The following is a 21,474-nucleotide window of genomic DNA, read 5'->3' on the forward strand; positions in this document are numbered from 1 at the left end:
GATGCGTCGAAGACGCGGGTGAAAGCGACTTGCCCAAGCCTCGGGGCTTGGGCAAGCCCTCTCGGGCTTGCGATAGGTTGGCCCGCGCGGCAAGCCGCGCAGGAGAGAACGAGATGGGACTCCGACTGGAGTCCGCTTAACGCGTAAGACGGTAGCCGTTACCCGACGACACGAGGTACAGCTGCTCGCCAGTCGTGAACTGCTGATCGGCATCCTGCGTGAGAACGATCTGGCTGCCATTCTCCTTGCGGACAACGACCTCGACGCCTGCACGCCGGTTGAGCTGCGAGGCAACGCCCTGCGCCAGCACCGCGGAAACGGTACCGGACATCGCACCTGCGACATAGCGGCCATTGCCGCCGCCAATCACACGCGCGCCGAGCAATCCACCGACCAACGCGCCGACAACACCGGGGATACCGCTGTTGGCCGACGAGTAGCCGTCACTGTCGATGATCGTCACCTGACGGAGACGAATGACAGTGACGACTTCCGCGGAACCCGTGCGGAGCGCTTCCGAACTGCGATAGCTGTTCGGAGACGTCTGCTGAGCTGCGCAGCCGGTGAAGATGATCGAAGCAAGGAAAAGCGAAGCGATACGCTTGAACATGATGGCCTCTTCAAAAAAATAAGGGCCAACATGCCTACGGGCAGGGTGGCCCGTAGGTGGGAGAAAAACAGATGTCCGGCTATACAACCGGAAAGGTCGATGCGTCTGAGACGCGGTAGGTGGAGCAATCTTAGCAGCGTTGCCGTGCTTTCAGCAACCGTTGATCGACGCGATCTCTTCGGCGTCCTGTTGCAGGATGCCGTACTCGATTACGGGGTCGACATCGCTGGCATAGCCCTCGCAAAACAGAGGGTTCATGATCTCCGTATCGTTGTGTACGAAAACGAGGCACGGTAGAAGATCGCCCATACCGTCGTCGCACATGGCGATGTGGAAGCCGATGCTGGGATATCGCGCATGGAACCGGGCGAGATCGTCCACGGTCGCGCCGTTTGCAGGTCGAGACAAGAAATGCTCCTAAAACGAGCACGCCCTATCGGGCAAGTGCCCGAGCGGGTGGATATGGAAGATGCCGCTGTGATCAGATGCGGCCGATCTCGCGGGCCAGCTGGTCGAGAATGGCTTCGACAATGCGCTCGCGCCGGGTCCGCTGCGCCAGCGCATTGAACGCGAGGTCGGGACTGAGATGCGCGAGCGCATCCACAATGCCAATCCAGGTCTCCGCGACCACAGCGATACGCACAACGTTGGCGCCAACCGGCGCCTTGCTGGCAATGCAGAGCAGCGCGTCGAAGCGCGAGAGGTCGAGCGCGTGCTTAAGCTCCATGCGCTGTTCGACATAGCTAGCGATGAGGAAGGAGCAGAACGCAGCAAGACCGACGTCGGCATCGGATGCCAGCGCCTGAATCCATTCCAGCGCGGCAGGCCGCACGTTCACGTAAAGCGAGTCGCCGCGCGGCACGCGGTCAACTTTGGCGAGCTGCCAGCCCCAGTCCGGTCCGATGGCATAGAACTGCACGAGCTTTCCGTCGAGGACCTGCGGCACGGCGTCGAACCACGTTGCACCGTCTTGCGCGGTCTCCACAAAGGCATTCCGGCTTTCGTCGAAAGCCAGGCCGCGTACGTACTCGCACAACTGGAGACCTTCGGTCCGCGTGAACAATGGGGAGCGCAGCGGTTGCCATGGCTTCCCATTGGAGAATGCGATCGCGACCAGCGATTTGGGTAGCCTTAGAGACGCCACGAAGATCTGGCGAAAGGCTGCGGGCGATTGAACTTGACTCATGAACGTGCTCCAAAAGATGTGGAGCACTCCGCCAGGGCAGGTGCCCCAACGGGATGAGAAAGATATGTGGCCGCGGCCACTGAGTCGATGCGCCTAAGGCGCGAGGTGTGGCTGCATAGTAGCAGCCAGGCACGCGCGATTGCAACGGCGCGCAAAAGAAAAAAGCCACTCCCGACGAAATCGGGAATGGCTGTTTAAACAGACTGGGCAGGCTTGCGCTTCGCTCGTGCTTTGCGTGCGCCAAGCTTGTAGCCGAAGCGCTCCCACACGACGGGATCAACGGGCAGCGGACTCGTTCTCCCCGTCAACAGGTTCACGAACGCGCCGCAGTTCTGCAGCGTGCCGGTGCGGAACAACGTCCAGAGCAGGTTATACGCCTGCACTGCGATCGCCATGTTGATCACCAAGGACTGCTTCTGCAGTGCCTCAGCCATCGAGCACGAAGGCGCGGTATCAGCCTTGTCCCCTTTCGGATCCAGCAGCTGCGGATACAGATCACCGACGTGCGGCAGGCGCTCCTTTGCCTTACCACCGATTTGACCGAGGATTACCTGACCGTCATCCGCGTTGTTGCCGCAGTCGAGGTAGTAACCACCGGCACCGCGCTGCATGGCACCGACAATCGCCTTGCGCGCGGCACGGCTATCGACGCAGCCGATCACCATGTCGCACACGAAGCGATCTCCCGACCCGACGCGCCGGGTATGCGCTTCCCAGCGCGTACCCATCAGGTTGTTGAGCCGGTTCACGATCAACGTCGCCTTGTACTGGCCCACGTCCACCGGATAGAAGCCCTGACGGCCGACGTTGGTCTCGCTGACGGTATCGTCATCGTAGACCGTGCAGTCGATGCCGCCGGGGTGGCCCAGCTCGAGCATCGCATGATGCAGGCGTGCAAGATTTGGCAGCAATGCGCTACCGGTACCGCCGGCGCCCACAACGGATACGCGCCAGGCCCGAAGCAGCATGTCCTCTGGAATGCGATGGACGAAGGTCATGCCGACACCTCCGCGCGCGCCGCGTCGTACCAACCGTGCGGGATGCGCTCGACGTTCTCGAAGATGCCCTTGGCACATAGGCGTAGAGCCAGCGATGGCACGGCGGCATTGCAGTTGCCGATCACGAAGGCAAACTTTACGTCGTGCCGGTCATCCGCATCGTCCGTTGCCGAAAAGAATGCCGGGTAGCGACCATGAGAATGGCAGTCGACCACCAGAACATCATCGGCACCGAGCCGGGGACGGTCGTACTTGAGGTGGCCAGTACCCTGCGCCAGGATCCGCAGCGGAACCAGGCGGAACTGCTGGGTACGGGCATTCCAGACCACGAACGCACCGGTTTCATTCGGATACGCAGCGCGCGCCATGTCGGTAAACTCACCGATGAGCGCCGGAGGCACGCGGCCGCAGCGCAGTTCCGTTACTTCGGTCGCATCGCCATACGGGATGGCGGTTTGATGCTGGAACTCGCCGAGCCGGCGAACAACGCGCAGCCACGGCCGCACGATCTCGAGGAACACACCGTTAGCAGCGATGAGCAATCGCTCACCTACCTGCTCCAGTGCCGGCAACGCGCCGTGGCGCGGCACCATCACCGAGGGAAACGACTGCTGCAAAGCCATATCAGCTGGATGCATGATTAGTTGTCCAGTTTGCCGGCGATTAGTTGCGCGAGCGTGAGTTTCATGGGAACGAGAACCTGCTTCGGAAAGTCCGGAAACTTACCGTCGAGCATGTCCTTCCAGAAGGCGTAGACACCGCGTTCGTACGCGACTCGTTTGCCGCCGTGATTGGGGTGGGTAAAGGCCGAGTTGAAGAAGCCCTCCTCCCAGCCAGAGATCGAAGCCACGTCGATCTGCTTTGGCACCTGCGCCGAGCCAATGCAGATCCTTCCGTGGTCCCAAGTGTTGAAGTAAGGCGGCTCGAACAAGGCGGTCTCCGGGCCCGGGCGATCCTCGCCCTGCAGGGCAAAGACGCTGAAGCCCGAATGCGACGCCTGAAACACTAGGGCTGGATGCGCGACGATCGCGTTACGCTCACCGAACTCCTCGCACTTGAAGAACACGCGGCGCGAGGCCGCAGGGCACCACCACGTGACAGTGGTGGCACTGATCGACAGTACATTCGGTGTCAGGAACTCGCCCTTGGGCAGCGCGTTCGCGGCAACCTGCCGAACCGCATGGATGAGAGCCATGCGGTTCAGCGGTACGCCAGCGCCAATCACCGGGCGCCCGGAGGCATCCGACACCATCCGATGGGCAGTCGCGTACGAGAACTGTCCGGGACCCTCCCCATAAAGCAAAATGGCCCCTTGGAGGGCCACGTCATGCGACCGCGACACGGTCAGGATTTCGGCCATGTGGCCCTCCTAGTCAGAGATAAGTGTGAGAACGCGATCAAGCGCAGCGATGATCTTGAACATGCCGCTCAAATCCTCGAACTGCTGCCGGATCGCCTTTGGCTCAACGGCGATGGGAATGAAGCACTGGAACAGTGTCGCGTCACCGCTGTTAGCGTACCCGTCATAAAGGTCGTCGAGCACCTGTGTGACGTAGTCCGACTCTGCATAGGCCAAGGTCGCCGCGGAGTGGGCCGGCTCAGCCCACTGTGAGTCAGCAACGGCCGAGCGGTCGCGCTGTCGTTTGACCGCGAGATTCAACTCCGCCAGCGCCACGCAAACATCCTTGAGCCAACCATGCTGGCTTCGGGCCAGCTCGTAGAGCTTCCTGCTGCCAACGGTCTTTAGCTTGCGCGACTCCGGGTACGCATGACAGAACGGTGGAAGCACGTCGTCGGGCGCGAGCTCGGGACGGACGGCCGATGGCAGATACCGTGCGATGTCGCCTTCATCCATGCCACAGCCATTCTTGAGAAACTCACGCGCATCATCGTCGTTGGCCAGGGTGCAGTCGTACTCCCAGTGCCAGCGCGCGAACAGGTCGAGCAAGACATCCGGTGTACGAAGGTGCAACGATTTCGAGCTGGCCAGATTGATCAGCGACATGGCGGTGTAGAGCAGGTAGGGATGCACTGCACGCAGCGCATCTGCCCGGGCCTTGCCAATGAAATAGACCTCATCGCCAGGCAGGTCGATGGCCAGGTAAAGCGATGCATCCACTTGGTCATCCCAGCCAAACTGCATCAGCTGATCCTTCGCCGCATTGAGGTCGACAAGCGAGAAGCTGAAGTTCAGCCTGCGGCAGGTAGGCATTCGCGCGGCCAGCCACGCAAACATCGCCTGCGCGAACGCATCCGCGGCGCTGGTCGGATTGACGACGTCACTGGCTCGAAGCACGCCAGTCTCGAATTGCGCGCGAGCAAGTTCGAGCGCATCGGGCTCGTCACCGAACGACAGGAACGCACGACCGGGGGTCTCCGCCGCGATGGCCGGGAGCGTCAGAAAACCATGGGAAGGTCGATGTCTGGCAGCGGGATGCTGTCGCGCAAACGACCATCCGGGTTGTCCTCCATCGAGCGCTGGAACAAACGACCGAGGATCGAACAGCATTGTTGAGTCTCCTCAGAATGTAAAAAAACCGCCCTCTCGGGCGGCTTCGTAGTGGAAGAGAACTGGCCTGACGCCAGCGCTTTCATCAAGTCAGATTTGCGCATACGCGCCCTTGGCGCCGGCAGCGCGCACAAAGGTAAATCGAGCAACACCGTCCTTTACCTCCGGACCATCCACCGCAGCGGTGGTCAGCTCGGGGTATTGCGCGGAGTAGACATCGCGAACCTGGTCCGGCGTGAACGCAGCACCGGGATCCATGAACGTCATGCCGTTGTACGAGAACTGTCGGATCAGCTTGACGATTTCGAGTGCCATGATGGGCTCCTTAAAGCAGGGATGAGAGATCGGTGCCCGAGGGCACCATGGTGCCCGGTTCGGCCTTGGCTTCGGTCTGCGTGTCGCCCTTCGTAGTGCTACCGCGTACCGCAACCTCTCCCGCATCGTTGTCATCGTCATCGTTGCCATCGCTCGAACCCGATCCCGACGCCGCCTTGGCCAGTGCCTTCGTCGCTTTGGACGACTGCGTGGTCTTGGCTGCATCGAGAATCGACTTCGTTGCTTCGGCCTGCTCCGCCAGAGAGCGATGCGCTGCCGTGACGCTCGTGACCGCGTTGGCAAACTCGGCGTCCAGCTCTGCCGCCGTTGCGGACAACACGACTGGCGTCGTCAGCGCGGCATCTGCGGCATTCTTGATAACGGGCATGACGACAGCCGACATGGTGTCGCCTTGCATCGTGAGCGTGATCACGACCTTGTCGCTCGCGCGAACGAGCGGTACCAATTCAGTGAACATGGTGAGTCCTTTGGGGAAATGGAAAGACAGATAGGCGCCATGAGCGCCCATCCAAACTGTGAAGAGTGAAGTTCGGTCAGAAGCCCAAAACCTTGGGCACCTTCCCGGTGTAGTCGAAACCGTCCACCGCCAGCAGGCCGGCGATGACTTCGGGCTTCGATTTGTTGAACAGCTTGGCAAAGCCGTCGCCCAGCGCTTTGCGGATACCCAACTCGTCGGCGAGAACCTTCATCTCCGACTTGGTGAGCATCTCGAGGAAGTCCTGCGCCTTCTGCAGGTTCCAGTGCAGCTTGAGATCGAGCTTGTGATAACGGCACAGGTCACGAAGACTCGTCACGTCCATCCCGTCGATCGCCGCCACCGTCGTTGCAACAGTCAGCTGCTGGCGCTTGCCAGGGTCCAGCGCCTGTACCGCCGTCAGACAGCCGGGGAACGTAGAAGACGCCTTCTGCTCGGTAAGCTTCTCGAAGAACTTGCCCATCGTGTCGCCAGTGATGGTACGTGCAAGCCCGTGCAAGGCAATCGAGATCAGGTACGCGTTGGCGAGTTCGGCATTCTGCGCGACTTCCTTGCGCAGCGCCTTGCGCCAGACATCGGTCCGATAGGCTTTCACCTTCTCGGATTCACTGATCGACGTAACGGGCTTCTCTGCAGGTGCAGTGGCCTTGCCCGCCGCACCCTTGGCGGTAGCAGGCTTGTCGGAAGAGGAGCTGCTGCTCGCGGGCGCTTGCGTGGCCGCTTTCGCGTCGCGCTCGGCCTTGATGCGAGCCGCGACCTTCTGCGAATTGCAGGCGGTATCGAAGCACTGGCCGCCATAGACCTTGCCGAGAGAGCCCGGGAGGCCACTGACGGCGGCGCCAAAATTCTGGCAGCCGTGGCACGCCTTGGCTTGTTCCTCACCAACGCCAGTGGGACCCTCGACCAGCAGTTGAACGCGGGTCTCGTTGTCCCCCGCGCGCACGATCCGAATGACCTGGTACTCGTCCTTCAGCCCATAGGCAATGCCTTCGAGCTTCCGGTCGGTCTTCTCCGTATAGCATGCGCGATTGGTACAGTTGCCCGTCGCGATCGCCTCGCCGAACATCTCCGTCTGCAACGAAGAATTGTGCTGGCAGGTCGTGCACTGCGTCTTCTCGAAGATGGCCTTCTCGAGGCTGCACGCGGCGGCCTCGATGGTCTTCTTCAATTCCGCAACTGCTTTCTTCTCGCTCACGATGACGGGCAGCAGCTTATCTTGCGTGCCCTTCTCGAGCGTCGCCAGCAGCTCGGCATGCCCCAGCTGGATCGTGCGGGTATTGAGCGCCTCCAGAACGGATTCGCTGCAGTTCATCAGCGCGAGGCGCTTGTCGAGCGTCGATCGCGACCAGCCGAGCTGACGAGCCGCCTCATCGCGGTCCCCCTGCAGCCAGCCCACAATCTTGGCCGCTTGCACTGCCTCCTCGGAAGGAGCCATGTCGGCACGCTGGATATTCTCGATGAGCGCAAAGCTATCTGCTTCGGCATCGGTCATGGCCTTGATGATGACAGGAACGGGATAGTCTTCGCCGTGGGCCGAAAGCGCTGCGCGGTAGCGGCGTTCACCTGCAACTACCTCGTACTCGCGGCCGCTCTCGTCTTCTTCCACGGGGCGAATCAGGAGGGACTGAAGCACGCCATTGACCCGGACGGACTCGGTGAGCTCGGCCATTTCGGCAGGATCGAAGTACTTGCGCGGATTACGGCCAGGACGGATCTTGCCAACAACTACGGTCGGAGTTTGCATTTTCTGGGTTCTCGCGAAATGGGGAACCCGTTGCCGCACCGGGAACGTGGTTCCCGATGGGATGGAAGGATGGACTACCAGGCTATGCTGGCCGGCCACCGTACTGCAAAAGCTGGCACCGGAAGGTGCGGGGTCGATGCGTCTAGGACGCGGTAGGTGCCGAGAAGAATACCTAAATTTTGTTTAACAGGCAATCGCTAAAGTGCCCCAGCAATACCGGCCCCGGTAGCAGATCTCGCAGGATCGCAGTCGCACCTCCAAATCTGTGACTCCGAGGCCCTACGCCATCCTGGGCGAGCCCTATCCCATCGACGCTATGTTCGGTAACACACGGAAGCCGACCCATGGGCCTCATTATTTTCCAGCCACGACGTAAACTTTTCCGACATAAACAAGATTTCATAAACTAGCCGCTCCTATGGACGTTAATGCTCTCACAATGGCGCATCAAGTCATCACCATGCTCGAATTCTACCGAGCACATTACGCGGACTCACAGGTCTTTGTCGATAAAAAACGAGAACTCGTAATGTCTCTAAAGAATATTTCCTCTACGGGCGTCGATGACGCCCCATTGATATCGGCGTTCTCTGATGCAATAGACAAGCTGTAATTGAGGCTTTCAGCAATACCATTAGCATCTACCGATGCTCCTGAGAGATTATAAAATGACGAAACCTTTCACGCTCTTTAATGCAGCCGCGCTTGGTAAGTCTCAACCAATTGTTGATGTCGGCGAGCCGGAACCGGTCGTTGGAATTGCGACAGATGACTATATCATTGCGCTCGCGAACCTAACTAACATAGTCGTGAGTCTTCAGCGAATGAAGGTGGGAAATAATCCGTGGACGGCCTTCACACCCATGGCTCCAATAGGAAGAACATGCAGCTACGGCGACCCAAAAAAATGTGCTGACGAGGGAAAGTACCAGAAAGTCACCGTTATCGGATGCGGAGGGGCTAGTTTCTCCATCGAGCTTCGGAATCACGACGGCGAAGGCGCAGTGTGGGATGGGTTGTATGCTGACTGTCAGTATGGCGGCGGCGTTTTATTTCTCGTCCCATGAATTCGCCTTAAAGACCGCGAGGACCTCTGTCGACCGAACCTGTAATCTTCACTAGTATCGGACTAGATTAAGATTCAAAAAAAAAGCCCCTCACAAGGAGGGGCTGGTAGGAACGGGTCCATCTGAGAGAGCCTGTAGCGGGGTCGTGCTACAGAGATCATCTTATCGTCGAACCCGCTCCCCGCAGGAGGCGAAAGCTCGCCAATTTTGCGGGTGTTTTGCGGTTAGAACAGCGCGAGCTGGTCGTCAGGCACAAGGACCCGCAGTGCCGCTGCGGGAATGGGTGTTCCGTCAGCGCGAAACGCCTCGTCGGCCGCACGGTCGCCGACCTCCGTCTCATTCACGCGCTTCGCACTCTGGAGCAGCTCCCGCATGGCCTCGGCCCTCCGGCGAAACCTGAGCTTCTCGCCCCAGCCTCCCACGACATGTGCCGGCGTGAACCAGGTAGACCAGGCCTCCACCGACAGCGCGTTGCCGTGAATGACGATCGCGGGGATGTGCAGCAGCGCCAACTGGACATACGTCATGTGCACGCACCGCGGATCGATATCGATGCACGTGGCGTGCATCGTCTGCTGGTAATTGTGCCCCGCATCGTGCAGTGCATCGGCACAGGCAATCACCATGCCGCCCGCGCCACACGCTGGCTCGCTGAGCGTCACGAAACCATCGCGCTGGACGAACGGAGCACCATCTCCTATGTTCATTCGCGCCATGAGCCGCGAAACGGGGTACGGTGTGAAGAACTGCCCCGCCTTGTCGTTACCGAGCTCAAGCATCATGTACGTCTGACCAAGGACATCGGCCAGACCGTCGCCGTTGGGCACCCATCCCTGCACCAAATCCTCGAACGTCTGGACCAGCGCCCCAAACATCTGTGGGAAGCGCTCGCGATCCACGCGCTCGTATCGCCTGACGATCTCTTTGTACCGTTTCTCACGAGCCTCGGCGTGGTGGCGATCAACGGAATTGCTGATGGACAGGGCTGCGATCTCCACGAAATCGGAGAACACCTCGTGTACCGAGTATCGGTGGCCGAACTGCTTGAAGAGCGACAGCAAGACCTTGTGCGGCTCGCTAGCACTGCCTTCGAACCTCCGTTTGGCGGCGCGACTCATCGTAACCGCTCACGCAGAAATGGGTACGCGGCCGAGGTGGGACTGGCAATCTGTGTATGTATTCGGGGCATTTCAATCGGCTTTTTTTGGCCGGGGAAACGCACCCTCCGGGACGAATCCCGGCAGGGTTGAAGAACTGAATTAGTGCAGACGGTAAGCCGTCGTGACAGGCGTGAAGCCCATGGCCCACCATTGGGCGATGGGATGGTTGGGAAACTGCGGGATCTGGCCGCTCCGGAACACGTCCGGTACCAGCGCGAGTGCTTCCGGGCGGGCCATTACAGTCGCCCGCCATTTCCCTTGAAGCTCGAGCCAGGTCAGCTCGGCGCGTGCGATGTGGTCCCACTGCATCGGGAGCATGGCCTCGTCGAAGCGCTTCGCTCCCTCGGCCGTCATGACGGCTACGACTTCGTGGTAGCGCCCGAGTTCGTGCGGAAAGCCGCAACGAACGAATCGGAGATCCTCGGGATCGGGGTTATCGAAGATCCGCTGCAGCTGGCGGATGTACACGGCGCACTCGCGCCGCGAGCGCTCGCTGTAATCTTCGTGGCCAACCTGTGCGCACGATTCCTCCGCCGGCACGGGGCCGACTTCGATGCGGATAGTTCTGGGGTAAGACATGGTGCGTTTCCTATGCGGATATGGGAAACGCCCCGGCCGGGACGTTTCCCGGTTAGGAGGGGGGCCGCGCGCGAGCCCGGTAAAGGACTGCGCGCGGCGATGCTCAGGCCAGATGGCCAGAGAGATGCGAGAACTTCGACAACACCCAGGCGGCGGCCACCACGAGGACGGCCGCTGCGAGAGAGGTCAGTTGGAAGTACAGCAGTGCGAGGCTTGCAGTCGTCACGATGAAGAACAGCGCGGCGAACAGGATCACGACCAGCGCAGCAACGGCGATGGCGGTCTCACGGGTCTCGATAACAGGCATGATGGCTCCAGAGAAAGTGGAGCCATGACCCATAGGGGACAAAAGCCCCAATGGGTGGAAGAAAAGCAGATGGCCGGTACGCCGGCAGGTGTCGATGCGCAGTAGCGCGGAGAATCGGACGAATCTTACCTCGCCTTCCGACAACCTACAACACCACGACGCCTACCGCTTCCCTGCGGCGTGCCGGGCGAGACGATTTGCCTCACGGAGGCGATTCACCACGGCCCAGCGACGTTGCTCGACCTCTTCTGGGTTCTCCAGATTGGAATAGTCCTGCACGGGACCGTCCCCGACGAAAGGCACATAGTCTTCGGGAAGCCGGCCGTCAGCTTTGGCTTTTTCCCGCTGCAGGCGCCCAAGCCCGTCGGTACTCTCTGTAATGGCGACGTAGTCCCACCGCGTCGGGACGGCATCCTCCGCGAACCAAACCTCGCCTTCGCCCTTCCCCACGATTGCAACGACGTCATAGATGCTCCCTACGGGAGAGGGGTTCGCCCGAACCTCAAACCGCAGAACGTCGGGCCGCGGATGCCAGAACACGCGGTCCAGGTAGCGCTTGAAGATGAACGCGTCCAACCGCGCAATCTCGCCATATTGCGGCTCGCCTGGGGCAATGAACTGCGGCTCGTTCTTCGGGCGGTTGCCGAGCGATACCTCGCGGGCCATCGATGTAGTGACTTGGGACATGGGTTTTCGGTAAAAGGCGCACGAAATTCTATCCCTTTCGCGGCCTACGCCCGCTTTTCTGCCTTGAAAATGTTTGGCGGCGAACTTCGCCCGCCGGCGGCCTTGACTTCGATGTGGCCCCGGTATCTTGGTCCTAGACCCATTTACCTTAGCCGCCATGCGATTCACCCGATTCGGACGCCACTCCCCCATCAACTTCAATACCCGCCGCCAAGCCGCCTTCGCTCGCAAACAGCAGCGTGAGCGCGAGCGGTACCCGCTCTTCGCCGAGCATGTCGCCGCCGAGCAGCATTCTGCTGATGACGAGTTGGCGCGCCGGCAGCGACGTTCGGACCGGCTCGAAGCGTCCACGCGTGACCACCAGGCCCGTGTCTGGCGGCAGAAGCGCGCGGTCTACTTCTCTCTCACCCCAGAACAGCAAGCCGAAGTCCGCGCCAAGTGGCTGGCCTGGACAGGCCCCACCACCGCGTTCTATTTCGCTTACATCGTAGACAACATCAGTGGCGAGGCCGCACGACGCGACGAGGTGCTTCGCGCCCGCACGCTGGAAGTGCGGCGCCGCGTCCTCGCGAACATGCCCGAGCAAGTCGCTTTGGAGATGGCATGACGCCGACCACTGAGCAGGAACAGGTTGTGGAAACCGTCCGCGGCGGTGGCCCCGTCAAGGTCAAAGCCTACGCCGGCGCTGGCAAGACATCGACGTTGCGCATGGCCGCAGAAGCCCGCGGCCGCGCGCGCGGCCTCTACCTCGCATTCAACAAGGAGATCGCCAACGAGGCGGCCCGCAAGTTTCCGCAGAACACGCGCTGCCGCACCGTGCACTCCCTTGCATATAGCGGCACACGCCCGGAGATCACCCGCAAGCTGCGCAATCCCGTCGAGCCGCCCCACCAACTGGCGCTGCGCTATGGCTTGGGCAAGCTGCACCTGCCGACGACGATCGGCAAGGATCTGGAGCTGAGCCCGAGCAAGGTCGCACGCATGGTGATGGACGGAGCAGCCCGCTTTTGCCGGTCGGCCCAGGCCGAGCCGCTGGCATGGCACATCCCGGTCGACGCGATCGTGAAGGACGATGAAGCCGAGCACCTGCGCGAAGCCCTCCTGCCTTCGGTGAAACGTCTCTGGTCGGAATATCTCGATCCGGCCGCGCCTTCGGCAATCGGTCACGATACGTACGTAAAACTCTGGCAACTCAGCAGGCCCCGCATCGGCGCCGACTTCATCCTGTTCGATGAAGCGCAGGACGCCGACGGCTTGATGCTCTCTGTGCTGCGGGCCCAGCAATGCCAGGTGATTTACGTCGGTGATCCCTACCAGCAGATCTACGAATGGCGCGGCGCGGTCAACGCCATGGACCATATCCGCGCGCCGGAATGCGCCCTCACCGAGTCGTTCCGATTCGGGCCTGCGATCGCACAGTTGGCCAGTCGTGTCCTCGCGCTGATGGACGAAGACACGCCCGTGCGCGGCCAGAACGGAGTCGCTTCCCGCATCCTGCACGAGTCCGCCCTCGGACAAGAACGATTCGACGCGGTTCTGTGCCGAAAGAACGCTACGGTCCTGACTCACCTGGCCCAAGGCATCGGCCGCGGCGATCGCGTCGCGGTGCGCGCCAACGTCGACGAACTGCGGGCCTTTGCGGACGGGGCGGAGCAGCTCATGCGCGGCCAGCGAATCGGGTATCCGGCCACTCTCGCCCTCTTCGAAACGTGGGAAGAGGTGCAGGAATATGCAGAGTCTTTCGCTGGCCGGGATCTTAAGCCGCTGGTCACGCTGATCGACAACGAGGGAGTGGATTACCTGCGGCTGATCCTCACCCGCGTATCGCCCGAGGACGAAGCCGACTACATCGTTTCAACCGTACACCGGGCCAAAGGCCTCGAATGGGACCGCGTGCAGCTGGCAGGGGATTTCAAATTCAAGAACGGCGACGACGGCAAGCTGACCATGGCGCCGGAAGAAATGCGGCTGCTCTACGTCGCCATGACCCGCGCCAAGCACGTACTGGATGTAAGCGAGATCCGCCGCGACCTGTACACGATGTTCCGTGAAGCCGGCGTCTAGAGAGGAAACATATGATCACCGTGCGGATTGGCGGGAACGAGTTCCCCCTGGACGATGTACTGGACGACCCCGGCCGCTACGCGCGCCACCTCGAGCGCGCCAAGAAAATCCAAGGCTTTGCTGAATGCGGGTGCGGCACGCAACGGCCCAGGCCGAAGCTCGTGATCCGCCGCCACCGGGACATTTTTCTGCTTGCCCGATGGCCAGAACAGGCGCACCAACACGCGGCGGCCTGCCCGTTCAACCGGCCGACGCTGGCCAAGTCGGGGCCAACCGATAACCTCGATGCCTTCCGGCTCAAGGACGGCCATCATGACATCAGGCTCGGGGTAGCGCTGAGCGTCAGCACGCGTACGCCAGCGGCGACCGTCCAGCGGTCTGCGCAGGGCCAAAGCAGCAAGCCCCAGCGGCGCTCCGCCGGGCTGCTGGCGTTCCTAGAGTATGCCTGGGAGCAGGCCGGGCTGAACGTGTGGCCCGGAACCGGCTATCGCGGTTGGATTGCTTGCTGGTCACAACTGACCGCCGAACTTGCGGGATGCCGGATCAACGGCACGTCTGCCGACGGTTTGCTCCACATCGTTCAGCGATGGGATCCCAGTCGCAAAGCGGAAATCCTTGCCGAGTTCGACGCTTGGCAGGCCCGGCTCACCCCCATGGCCGCCGGCAACCCGCGTGGCATCGTCATCGGCCAGCTTGAATCCCACGAACCCTCACAGTACGGCGGCAAACTCGTATTGCGACAGAGCCGGCAACGCTATTTCCTCAATGCGGACCTTTATGCGTGCCTGCAGAGTTCGTTTGGCAGCGCCTTGTCCGCCGTGGGCAGAGACGACCAGCGCTGCGTTGCAATCCTACTGGTAGAGATGTCCAAGGGCGGCTATCTGCGGGTGGTCGACATCGCGGCGATGCTGACCAACAGCCATTTCGTGCCGTGTGACTCGTCGCATGAAATCGCCATGGCCGATCACCTGATCGCCGAGCGTCGGGCGTTTCGCAAGCCGCTGCGCCATATCGGCCGGGCTGCCGCTCACCCGGACTTCATCTTGACCGATGTAGCTCCGGAGGTGGTCATCGAGGTCCTCGGCATGTCCGGCAATGCAGACTATGACGCCCGAATTGCCGAGAAGCGAGCACACTACCTTGCCTCCGGCATCCCGTTGCTCGAGTGGGACGTCAAGGCCGGTCCGGCCGCCAGCGTCCGTCTGCCAACCGCGAACCGAAGCAATGACGGCGCCTGATATCGCATCGGCAGCGCTGGTTGACCGTGAATACGCACGTGCGTTGGATCTGGTCCAGCGCTTTCGCGCTGCGTCCGTAGCGCTGCTGCAGCGGCATTTGCAGATTGGCCCCGATGTTGCCGAATCGTTGCTGCTGCGCATGTCGCGGGAGACAACGCTCGTGCGCAGGATGCCAGATGGGCTCTACCTGTTCGTCGGCGAAATCATCGGCAACGAACTGCAGGCTTTCCACGGTTTCGCCCGCGAGGTCCTAACGGCAATCACCGTAGGTCGCATCGACGCCGAGCAACTCCGCGCTGCTGCCGACCGTTACGGCATTACGCCGCAAGTCTTGACTTCGTTGCCGCCTCGATAGGCTGATGAGGTAACCCGGCGCGTTGCACCCAACACCCCACGCCTCCATACGCAGCCCGACCATATGGAAAAACATACCGTACGAGAAAACATACCCTCTGGAGCCGAGTCGCCGTCGCTTGTCAGTATCGGCCGCCGGCCCATCGCCGCACGAGCCAAAGGCGGCTACCTAGTGCATTTGGTGGACCTCGCCACAGGCCTTGCGCTATGCGGACACAAGCCGCGCCATACGGCCAAGCGCATGAAGCGCCGGAGTGGCTGGCTACCGTATGGCGCCGTGCCCCCTACCTGCATCAAATGCGAGGCAGCGCAACCGCCTGCGACCGAGGCGCCCGAGCGCGACCCCCTGACGATCGACATGTTTGAGGACGCACAGTCATGAGCGAAAACACGAAGATCGAGTGGACCGACCACACCTGGAACCCGTGATATGTAACCATCTGTCTGCTGCGTATTGCATGGGGCCTCGATATAATGCGACAGGTGTGTCGGGGGATAGTTTTCTCTTTCAATCGTAGGTCGGAGCCTGTGGAGCTTGTGGGCTAGGCTGGAGACTGTGGGCGGGTTGTGGGCAACCTGAAGGTTGTCCACGAGCCGTCCATAGGAAGGAGCTCGTCCTCCGAAGGAGGAAGTCCACAAATCCTCAGACTGATGGACCGCAGCAGTTTTTTTGGCACTTAGGGATCTTATGGGACACCAAGTAAAACGGGTGCCACTGGACTTCGATTGGCAGATCAACAAGGCGTGGTCCGAATATCCTCCGCGCGAGACGGTCGCTGCATGAAACTGTTCTTCACCGATGGCCAGTTTGCTGTCGCTGGCTATTCTCGCCCAGACGTGCCTTTTCTCTGCGATGCGGAGATGGAGCTAGTCGACGCACCGAATCGCTACCTGCGCTACATTGCGACCGTCAAAGGGCGGACTCGCGCTGCGAATACCTGGCGCACATACGGCGCCGCGCTCTACGAGTTTTTTGCGTTTCTTGAGGCGAACGGCCTCGCATGGGATCGCGTCGATCAAAGCCAGATCGCGGCCTGGCGTGACACCATGCTTGAGCGCGGTTGCGCCAGAAGCACCGTCAATCAGCGGCTTCGTACCGTTGACGCCTTCTACAACTGGGCAAAGTCGAATGGAATGACGCACTCGATTCCTTTCGATCGGACCGATGTTTGGGTCGCGAAGCCTCGTGGGTTCCTCGCGCACGTCGATGCGTCAGGCGACCGATTCGAGGCCAATTCCCTTACGGTGCAAACGCACAAGGTTACCCCCCAGTTTCTCCATCTGGACCGCGCGATTCGCTTTCTCGACGCGCTGACGCCCTACCGCATGCGCTTGATGGGGTATCTCGCCCTGCTCACTGGCATGCGGCGCGAAGAGGTGGTCAGCATGGATTGCCGCGTGCTGCCCAACCCAGCCGGACGAGATTCGAACAAGCAGATCCCCATGCACCTTGATCCGTCCATTACCCCAACGAAGGGGGAAAAGGACCGGACCGTGATGTTGCCGTACGATCTCGCCGTCGCGTTGTATCAGTACTTCACATTTGAGCGCTCGCGCTTGCTCGCCAAGCACAGGGCCAAGTTCGGCATCGAAACGACATTGCTGTTTCTTTCGCAAACGGGAGACCCGTTGTCAGTAAACGGACTGAACAACGCGTTCAGGCGTGTCAGCCAGAAGACGGGGATCTGGTGCACACCTCACATGCTGCGGCACACCTTCGGCACCTATGAACTGATGCGGATGAGCCGACAGAAAACCCAGACCCAGGCATTGCTGTGGGTACGCGACAGAATGGGGCACAACTCGATCACAACGACTGAAATCTACGTCCACGCGGCCGACCTGGTCGAGCATGACGACGTGGATGGCTACCACTTAGATATTTGCCGCGCGCTCGCACATGGCAATCCGACGTCAAAAACTTGATCGCAAAGCCAGCGCCCAGATTCAAGGCGGCCGGGTCATTGACCTGGCGCCCGGCTGGTCTTTCTCGCTCGTTTGCCCTCACCAGGGCGAGCAGCGGTTCGATTTTAAAGAGTATCGTGCGCGCGGCCGCGAGAATCTTGCAGCGCATATGCGCGACGCCGCCTGGAGTCTACGCAATGAGCTAGGCGCCTACACCCTGACTTCCTATGTTAGCTTTCTGCGCCGCTTCTGGCTGTTTCTTGACGACCTGTCCGCAAAGGGCGAGGATATTGTTGCTCTCAACCAGATTACGCGGTCGTTGATTGAACGGTATCTGGCGTGGATGGAACGCCAGATCATCGTCGCCACCCAAAACCGTGGGCAGATTTGGTCGATAGGGACTCGGCGCACTGCCTACAAGGCCCTCAAGGCATTCCTCGTAGCAAGGCAAAAGCGGGTTCCCGACGAGGTAAGCGATCAGCTGACTTTTCCGCGCAACCCATTTCCCAACGCAAACAGTCACTCCTCCAAGCGCCAGCCCTATTCGGACAGAGAGCAGAAGCGACTTCTTGCGGCGCTGAATCAAGATTTGCGCACCATCCACGAGGGCGTCGGAGCACCCCTCTCGGAATTGCAGGTGCTCGTCGTTCACCTGCTATTGTTTGCTCTTGCAACGGGCATTAATCAGCAGCCGTTGCTGGATCTCAAGCGGGATAGTTTTCGACCCCATCCCCTCCCAGACAGAGAATTGCTGGTCACGCTCAAACGTCGAGGCTATTCCGTCCAGAACACGTCCGTCCGCGCGGCCGAGGCACCAGTTGCTACCGCAAATATGCAATCGGTCCCGTCCACGATCGGCGAACACTTCCGGTTTCTGTGCCAGTTCACTGAATCTGTCGCCGATGACGCTGCACCGCGTGACCGCGAGTATGTGTTCCTGCGTCGCGGACTTCTCAACGAGCGCAAAGGCGTTGTATCTCGACTGTCCGCGAGAGATGCCAAGAATGCCGTCGCGATCTTCATGCGCCGGCACAAATTGGAGGATGATCGCGGCCAGCCTCTGCAGGTCAGAGTCGCGCGCTTACGCCCGACGTTTGCTACGGAGTTATACCGCCGCACCCGTGACTTGCGCCGCGTGCAACGGGCACTCGGGCACGCGAGCGTCTCCACCACTGCCCGTCACTACGTCGACTCACCCATCGAGGCTGAGCGTGATCATGCCTTTGTCCTCGATGGGATGGTCAGCAGCTTCACTAAGCAAGACGTTTCTGGCAAAGTCCTTATCGCTGCCGACGGGTTAATCCCCGCGGCGAACATAAAAGACCTCCTCTCGGGTGGATACAACACCGGCGTCGCGCGGTGTCGAAATCCATTTCGGGATGACGCGTCCGTTTGCAAGAAGTTCTTTACCTGCTTCGGCTGTCCAAATATGGTGGTCTTCGAAGATGACCTGTGGCGGCTCTTCAGCTTCTACTACCGCTTGATCTCCGAACGGCCGAAGATCAATGCCGCGCACTGGCTGAAGACCTACGCTCCGATTATCCGGCGCATTGATACCGATATCGCACCGCAGTTTCCGAAGGACAAAGTCACTGAGGCGCGAGCGCGTGCCCAACAAAATCCCCATCCGACCTGGCGTGGTATCGCCCTATGAACGCACTCTCAATCGATATCAAGCGGGCTGGCGCTGTCGATCCGGCAGATCGTAACTCCATGCCCGTGTCGGCGATCGCGACGGAGGACGGTGGCCGTCATGTGATCAGCCGCTATGGCGACTCCAAGTGGGATTTCTACCCGTTCATTCCCCAACTCAATCTAAAGGGCTCAAGCAAACGCATCAATTGGGCAATACGTTTGAGCGACGGATCGCTCCTCACGGATCCGCAACACGGACAGCTTCTCGCCAGTAGCAAGGCGTATATCTGGTCGCTATTCGCCGATCCGGTTGATGGCCGGAAGCGCCCTTCACTGCTCACGCTATGCGAAAAGACCGCTAGTCTCGTTCCGCTGCTACGCTGGATGTTCGAGATGGGCCTGCGGCGCTTCGAGGACTTGTCGGGCCACACTCTTCAATATGTTCCGGCCGCGAGGCTCAATCTTAATGGCTCAGCCGCCGTACCGCATACAGTGGCAACGAAGCTGTTTATTGTTGAAGACCTCTATTTGCAGCGCGACAAACTCGACGACGCGCTTCGAAGTCACCCGTGGCCTCATGAAAGCGCGATGTCTCTGGCGGGCGAACGGCGGAGGCACGCTCATCGCGTACCTAAGACTGAGTTCATCCCCGATCAAATAGCGCAGCGGATCACGGATGCCGCACTCGACTACGTCCGCGTGAAGGGCGACTCTATCTTGAAGGCCCGTGACGCCGTCGCCGAGGCCCGCCTACACAGCGTGGGCCGGTCTGGGGGAACACTGACTCGTTATCTGGCATCGGCCGCGACCCAGAATGGATTCGACGGAGTAAACCATGTAATCAGCGAGATGGGCATGCTGCGTACTGCGTGCTACGTCACTGTCGCCATGTTCTCGGGGCTGCGGGACTCTGAGATGATGTCCCTGGAGGAAAACTGCCTTTCGTCGTCACGAAGCAAAGATGGGAGCATTGAAGTCCTCTGGCTGCACGGAACGATTTATAAAACCGGCCGCCGCGCAAAAAAGTGGATGGTCCCTGCCGTTGTCGGTGACGCTATCAGCGTCTTGACACGCCTTACGGAGCCGTGGCGAATTGCATTGGCTGGTGAGGAGCGCGCGCTCATGGGCCAACTGGACGCGTCGCTTGGCTCTGGGTCGAGCGTCAGACGGCGCCTTGACGAGGTTCGGGTCCAGAAAAAGAGCCTGTTTCTTGGCCGGCAACGGTCGGGGGGAATCGGCACTCTCTCCAGCCGCGCTATCAACATGAATCTGAAAGAGTTCTGCGAGGCCTGCAACATTGTTGGTCTGGATGGGAATCCTTACCCCCTTACGACACATCAATTCCGCCGCTCGTATGCGCGCTTCATCGCGAAGGCCGAACTGGGAGATCTCCTGACACTCCAACACCACTTCGGCCACTGGAGTCTGGACATGACTGCGCTCTACGCCGACGGAGCCCCGGATGAATACGAGACTGACACGGAGCTGCTGGAGATGGTGACCGAGGAAAAGCGCATCCGGCAGACGGAGGTGATGACGTCCTACCTTGACTCCGACGCTCCGCTCGCCAACGGCTCGCACTGGCTAGAGGATTGGCGCAGTACGGTTCGCACAGCCGCGAACAAAGAGGAGTTGATTGCCGAGTACGCCGGCACGATCACCCTCAATGGCACGGGCCACTCGTGGTGCGTAGGTAACGCCAAGGGCGTAGGTTGTGGCGGTCTATGCGTATTCGAGGCCCAAATGTGTGTTGATTGCAATCACGGGATTATTGGTCAGGAGCACCGCTCCGTTTGGGAGGGCATTCGAGATCAGCAAATCGAAGCCATCGCCATTGGCGACCTTGGTGAAAGCGGGAAGGCTCGCGCCCAACAGATTCTGGTCAAGGCTGAGAAGGTTCTCCGTCGCCTCGATAAAGACCCGGCATGAGAGTACTGTCGGCGGCCGCACGGAAGGCGTTATCGGAGCAGAAAGATGTGTCGACCAGGAGAACGCGGAAACGCCTTGAGCAGGCGCTGCAACGGCTTTCCCGAGGCACACCCGAGACCGTCATCATAGGCTCCCGGCTCACTGTCTCCAATGTGGCTAAAGAGGCGGGTGTCGATCGTGCCACGCTATATCGTTTCCATCAACCGGTGCTCGACGCGATCCGAAAAGCGGCCGGCGACTCGAAGCCTTCGGCAAAGAAGACTCGCAGAAACCTCACTGAGAGTGAAGCTAAACTCAAGGAATATCGTGCTTTGGTTGAGGATGCCCAAAGCGAGGTCGCGGCTTTGGCACGTATCAACTATCGTCTTGACGCGAGGATTCGGGAGTTGGAGGAATTGATCCGGATACGAGACCGAGTAATCACAGATTTGCAGTTGCAACTGAATCAGCGCCCCGACTCGAGGCAGCCGACCCCGCTGAAGCGCCCCAGAGCATGATCGCGACGTCCCCTTTGTATTTCGATCAGGCTGATCGATTTGCTCTGCCACACGAGCGCTAAGATTGAGGTTCACTAGGCGGATTCAACCGTATGCAGCGGCAATGAAAGACTGACGGCGACCGAGGCCGTGTGGAAACACCCCTCGACCCGTTGCTGCCCGATCGGGGTTCGCTGAACAACGTCTGCTTCGCA

General features: G+C 60.4%; 23 protein-coding genes. 9 read left to right on the forward strand and 14 right to left on the reverse strand.

Annotated elements, in window-relative coordinates; translation table 11 throughout:
- Nucleotides 1-136 precede the first annotated feature (136 nt).
- The 10 genes from RMET_RS31280 to RMET_RS31325 all read right to left on the reverse strand — a co-directional run bounded on the left by RMET_RS31280 (nucleotide 137) and on the right by RMET_RS31325 (nucleotide 7,858).
- A complete protein-coding gene (locus RMET_RS31280) occupies nucleotides 137-610 on the reverse strand; it encodes an outer membrane lipoprotein (protein WP_011239949.1) in 474 nt (157 codons plus the stop codon).
- Nucleotides 611-760: 150 nt separating this feature from the next.
- The gene (locus RMET_RS31285) at nucleotides 761-1,018 is read right to left on the reverse strand and encodes a hypothetical protein (RefSeq protein WP_152560226.1); all 258 of its coding nucleotides are present in this window, start codon (nucleotides 1,016-1,018) and stop codon (nucleotides 761-763) included.
- 73 nt (nucleotides 1,019-1,091) lie between these two features.
- Entirely contained in the window at nucleotides 1,092-1,796 is a 705-nt protein-coding gene (locus RMET_RS31290) for a hypothetical protein (protein ID WP_029309947.1), read from the reverse strand.
- A gap of 194 nt (nucleotides 1,797-1,990) precedes the next feature.
- Nucleotides 1,991-2,794, reverse strand: coding sequence for a PRTRC system ThiF family protein (locus RMET_RS31295; RefSeq protein ID WP_011239947.1), 804 nt, complete (start codon nucleotides 2,792-2,794; stop codon nucleotides 1,991-1,993).
- Nucleotides 2,791-3,432, reverse strand: coding sequence for a PRTRC system protein A (locus RMET_RS31300; RefSeq protein WP_011514884.1), 642 nt, complete (start codon nucleotides 3,430-3,432; stop codon nucleotides 2,791-2,793). The genes RMET_RS31295 and RMET_RS31300 overlap by 4 nt, the downstream gene beginning before the upstream one ends.
- A 2-nt stretch (nucleotides 3,433-3,434) precedes the next feature.
- On the reverse strand, nucleotides 3,435-4,154 hold the full coding sequence (locus RMET_RS31305; RefSeq protein ID WP_011239945.1) for a PRTRC system protein B: 720 nt from the start codon (nucleotides 4,152-4,154) through the stop codon (nucleotides 3,435-3,437).
- Between the two features lie 9 nt (nucleotides 4,155-4,163).
- The gene (locus RMET_RS31310; protein WP_011239944.1) at nucleotides 4,164-5,303 is read right to left on the reverse strand and encodes a PRTRC system protein F; all 1,140 of its coding nucleotides are present in this window, start codon (nucleotides 5,301-5,303) and stop codon (nucleotides 4,164-4,166) included.
- Nucleotides 5,304-5,393: 90 nt separating this feature from the next.
- The gene (locus tag RMET_RS31315) at nucleotides 5,394-5,618 is read right to left on the reverse strand and encodes a PRTRC system protein C (RefSeq protein WP_011514885.1); all 225 of its coding nucleotides are present in this window, start codon (nucleotides 5,616-5,618) and stop codon (nucleotides 5,394-5,396) included.
- A 10-nt stretch (nucleotides 5,619-5,628) separates the two neighbouring features.
- Entirely contained in the window at nucleotides 5,629-6,096 is a 468-nt protein-coding gene (locus RMET_RS31320) for a PRTRC system protein E (protein ID WP_011239943.1), read from the reverse strand.
- Between the two features lie 76 nt (nucleotides 6,097-6,172).
- The gene (locus tag RMET_RS31325) at nucleotides 6,173-7,858 is read right to left on the reverse strand and encodes a PRTRC system ParB family protein (RefSeq protein ID WP_029309946.1); all 1,686 of its coding nucleotides are present in this window, start codon (nucleotides 7,856-7,858) and stop codon (nucleotides 6,173-6,175) included.
- Nucleotides 7,859-8,526: 668 nt separating this feature from the next.
- On the opposite strand from RMET_RS31325, the gene RMET_RS33385 reads away from it, so the two are divergent.
- Nucleotides 8,527-8,925: a hypothetical protein gene (locus RMET_RS33385; RefSeq protein WP_152560225.1), complete on the forward strand. Its 399-nt coding sequence runs from the start codon at nucleotides 8,527-8,529 to the stop codon at nucleotides 8,923-8,925.
- Nucleotides 8,926-9,149: 224 nt separating this feature from the next.
- Here the strand turns inward: RMET_RS33385 and RMET_RS31335 are convergent, their stop codons facing one another.
- The 4 genes from RMET_RS31335 to RMET_RS31350 all read right to left on the reverse strand — a co-directional run bounded on the left by RMET_RS31335 (nucleotide 9,150) and on the right by RMET_RS31350 (nucleotide 11,658).
- Nucleotides 9,150-10,043: an N-6 DNA methylase gene (locus tag RMET_RS31335; RefSeq protein ID WP_011239941.1), complete on the reverse strand. Its 894-nt coding sequence runs from the start codon at nucleotides 10,041-10,043 to the stop codon at nucleotides 9,150-9,152.
- 141 nt (nucleotides 10,044-10,184) lie between these two features.
- Complete coding sequence (locus tag RMET_RS31340) at nucleotides 10,185-10,664, reverse strand: hypothetical protein (RefSeq protein WP_011239940.1); 480 nt, start codon at nucleotides 10,662-10,664, stop codon at nucleotides 10,185-10,187.
- A 103-nt stretch (nucleotides 10,665-10,767) separates the two neighbouring features.
- Entirely contained in the window at nucleotides 10,768-10,971 is a 204-nt protein-coding gene (locus tag RMET_RS31345; RefSeq protein ID WP_231138460.1) for a hypothetical protein, read from the reverse strand.
- Nucleotides 10,972-11,133: 162 nt separating this feature from the next.
- Complete coding sequence (locus tag RMET_RS31350; protein ID WP_017510437.1) at nucleotides 11,134-11,658, reverse strand: hypothetical protein; 525 nt, start codon at nucleotides 11,656-11,658, stop codon at nucleotides 11,134-11,136.
- A 157-nt stretch (nucleotides 11,659-11,815) separates the two neighbouring features.
- On the opposite strand from RMET_RS31350, the gene RMET_RS31355 reads away from it, so the two are divergent.
- The 8 genes from RMET_RS31355 (at nucleotide 11,816) to RMET_RS31390 (ending at nucleotide 21,280) form a co-directional block, all read left to right on the forward strand.
- Nucleotides 11,816-12,265 (forward strand): hypothetical protein, encoded by a 450-nt coding sequence (locus RMET_RS31355; RefSeq protein WP_011239938.1) that lies wholly within the window; start codon nucleotides 11,816-11,818, stop codon nucleotides 12,263-12,265.
- On the forward strand, nucleotides 12,262-13,722 hold the full coding sequence (locus tag RMET_RS31360) for a 3'-5' exonuclease (protein ID WP_011239937.1): 1,461 nt from the start codon (nucleotides 12,262-12,264) through the stop codon (nucleotides 13,720-13,722). Before RMET_RS31355 ends, RMET_RS31360 begins: the two co-directional genes overlap by 4 nt.
- An 11-nt stretch (nucleotides 13,723-13,733) precedes the next feature.
- Entirely contained in the window at nucleotides 13,734-14,960 is a 1,227-nt protein-coding gene (locus RMET_RS31365) for a DUF1173 family protein (RefSeq protein ID WP_011239936.1), read from the forward strand.
- Nucleotides 14,947-15,315 carry a hypothetical protein gene (locus tag RMET_RS31370; RefSeq protein ID WP_011239935.1) on the forward strand — a complete coding sequence of 123 codons (369 nt, stop codon included), beginning with the start codon at nucleotides 14,947-14,949 and terminating at the stop codon, nucleotides 15,313-15,315. Before RMET_RS31365 ends, RMET_RS31370 begins: the two co-directional genes overlap by 14 nt.
- A 779-nt stretch (nucleotides 15,316-16,094) precedes the next feature.
- Nucleotides 16,095-17,240, forward strand: coding sequence for a tyrosine-type recombinase/integrase (locus tag RMET_RS31375; RefSeq protein WP_011239934.1), 1,146 nt, complete (start codon nucleotides 16,095-16,097; stop codon nucleotides 17,238-17,240).
- Entirely contained in the window at nucleotides 17,215-18,873 is a 1,659-nt protein-coding gene (locus RMET_RS31380; protein ID WP_011514892.1) for a tyrosine-type recombinase/integrase, read from the forward strand. The genes RMET_RS31375 and RMET_RS31380 overlap by 26 nt, the downstream gene beginning before the upstream one ends.
- Complete coding sequence (locus RMET_RS31385) at nucleotides 18,870-20,783, forward strand: tyrosine-type recombinase/integrase (protein WP_029309944.1); 1,914 nt, start codon at nucleotides 18,870-18,872, stop codon at nucleotides 20,781-20,783. The genes RMET_RS31380 and RMET_RS31385 overlap by 4 nt, the downstream gene beginning before the upstream one ends.
- A complete protein-coding gene (locus RMET_RS31390; protein WP_011514894.1) occupies nucleotides 20,780-21,280 on the forward strand; it encodes a hypothetical protein in 501 nt (166 codons plus the stop codon). The genes RMET_RS31385 and RMET_RS31390 overlap by 4 nt, the downstream gene beginning before the upstream one ends.
- Nucleotides 21,281-21,474: the final 194 nt, after the last annotated feature.

Origin of the sequence: Cupriavidus metallidurans CH34, from assembly GCF_000196015.1 — a bacterium.
In the GTDB taxonomy this organism is placed as follows: domain Bacteria; phylum Pseudomonadota; class Gammaproteobacteria; order Burkholderiales; family Burkholderiaceae; genus Cupriavidus; species Cupriavidus metallidurans.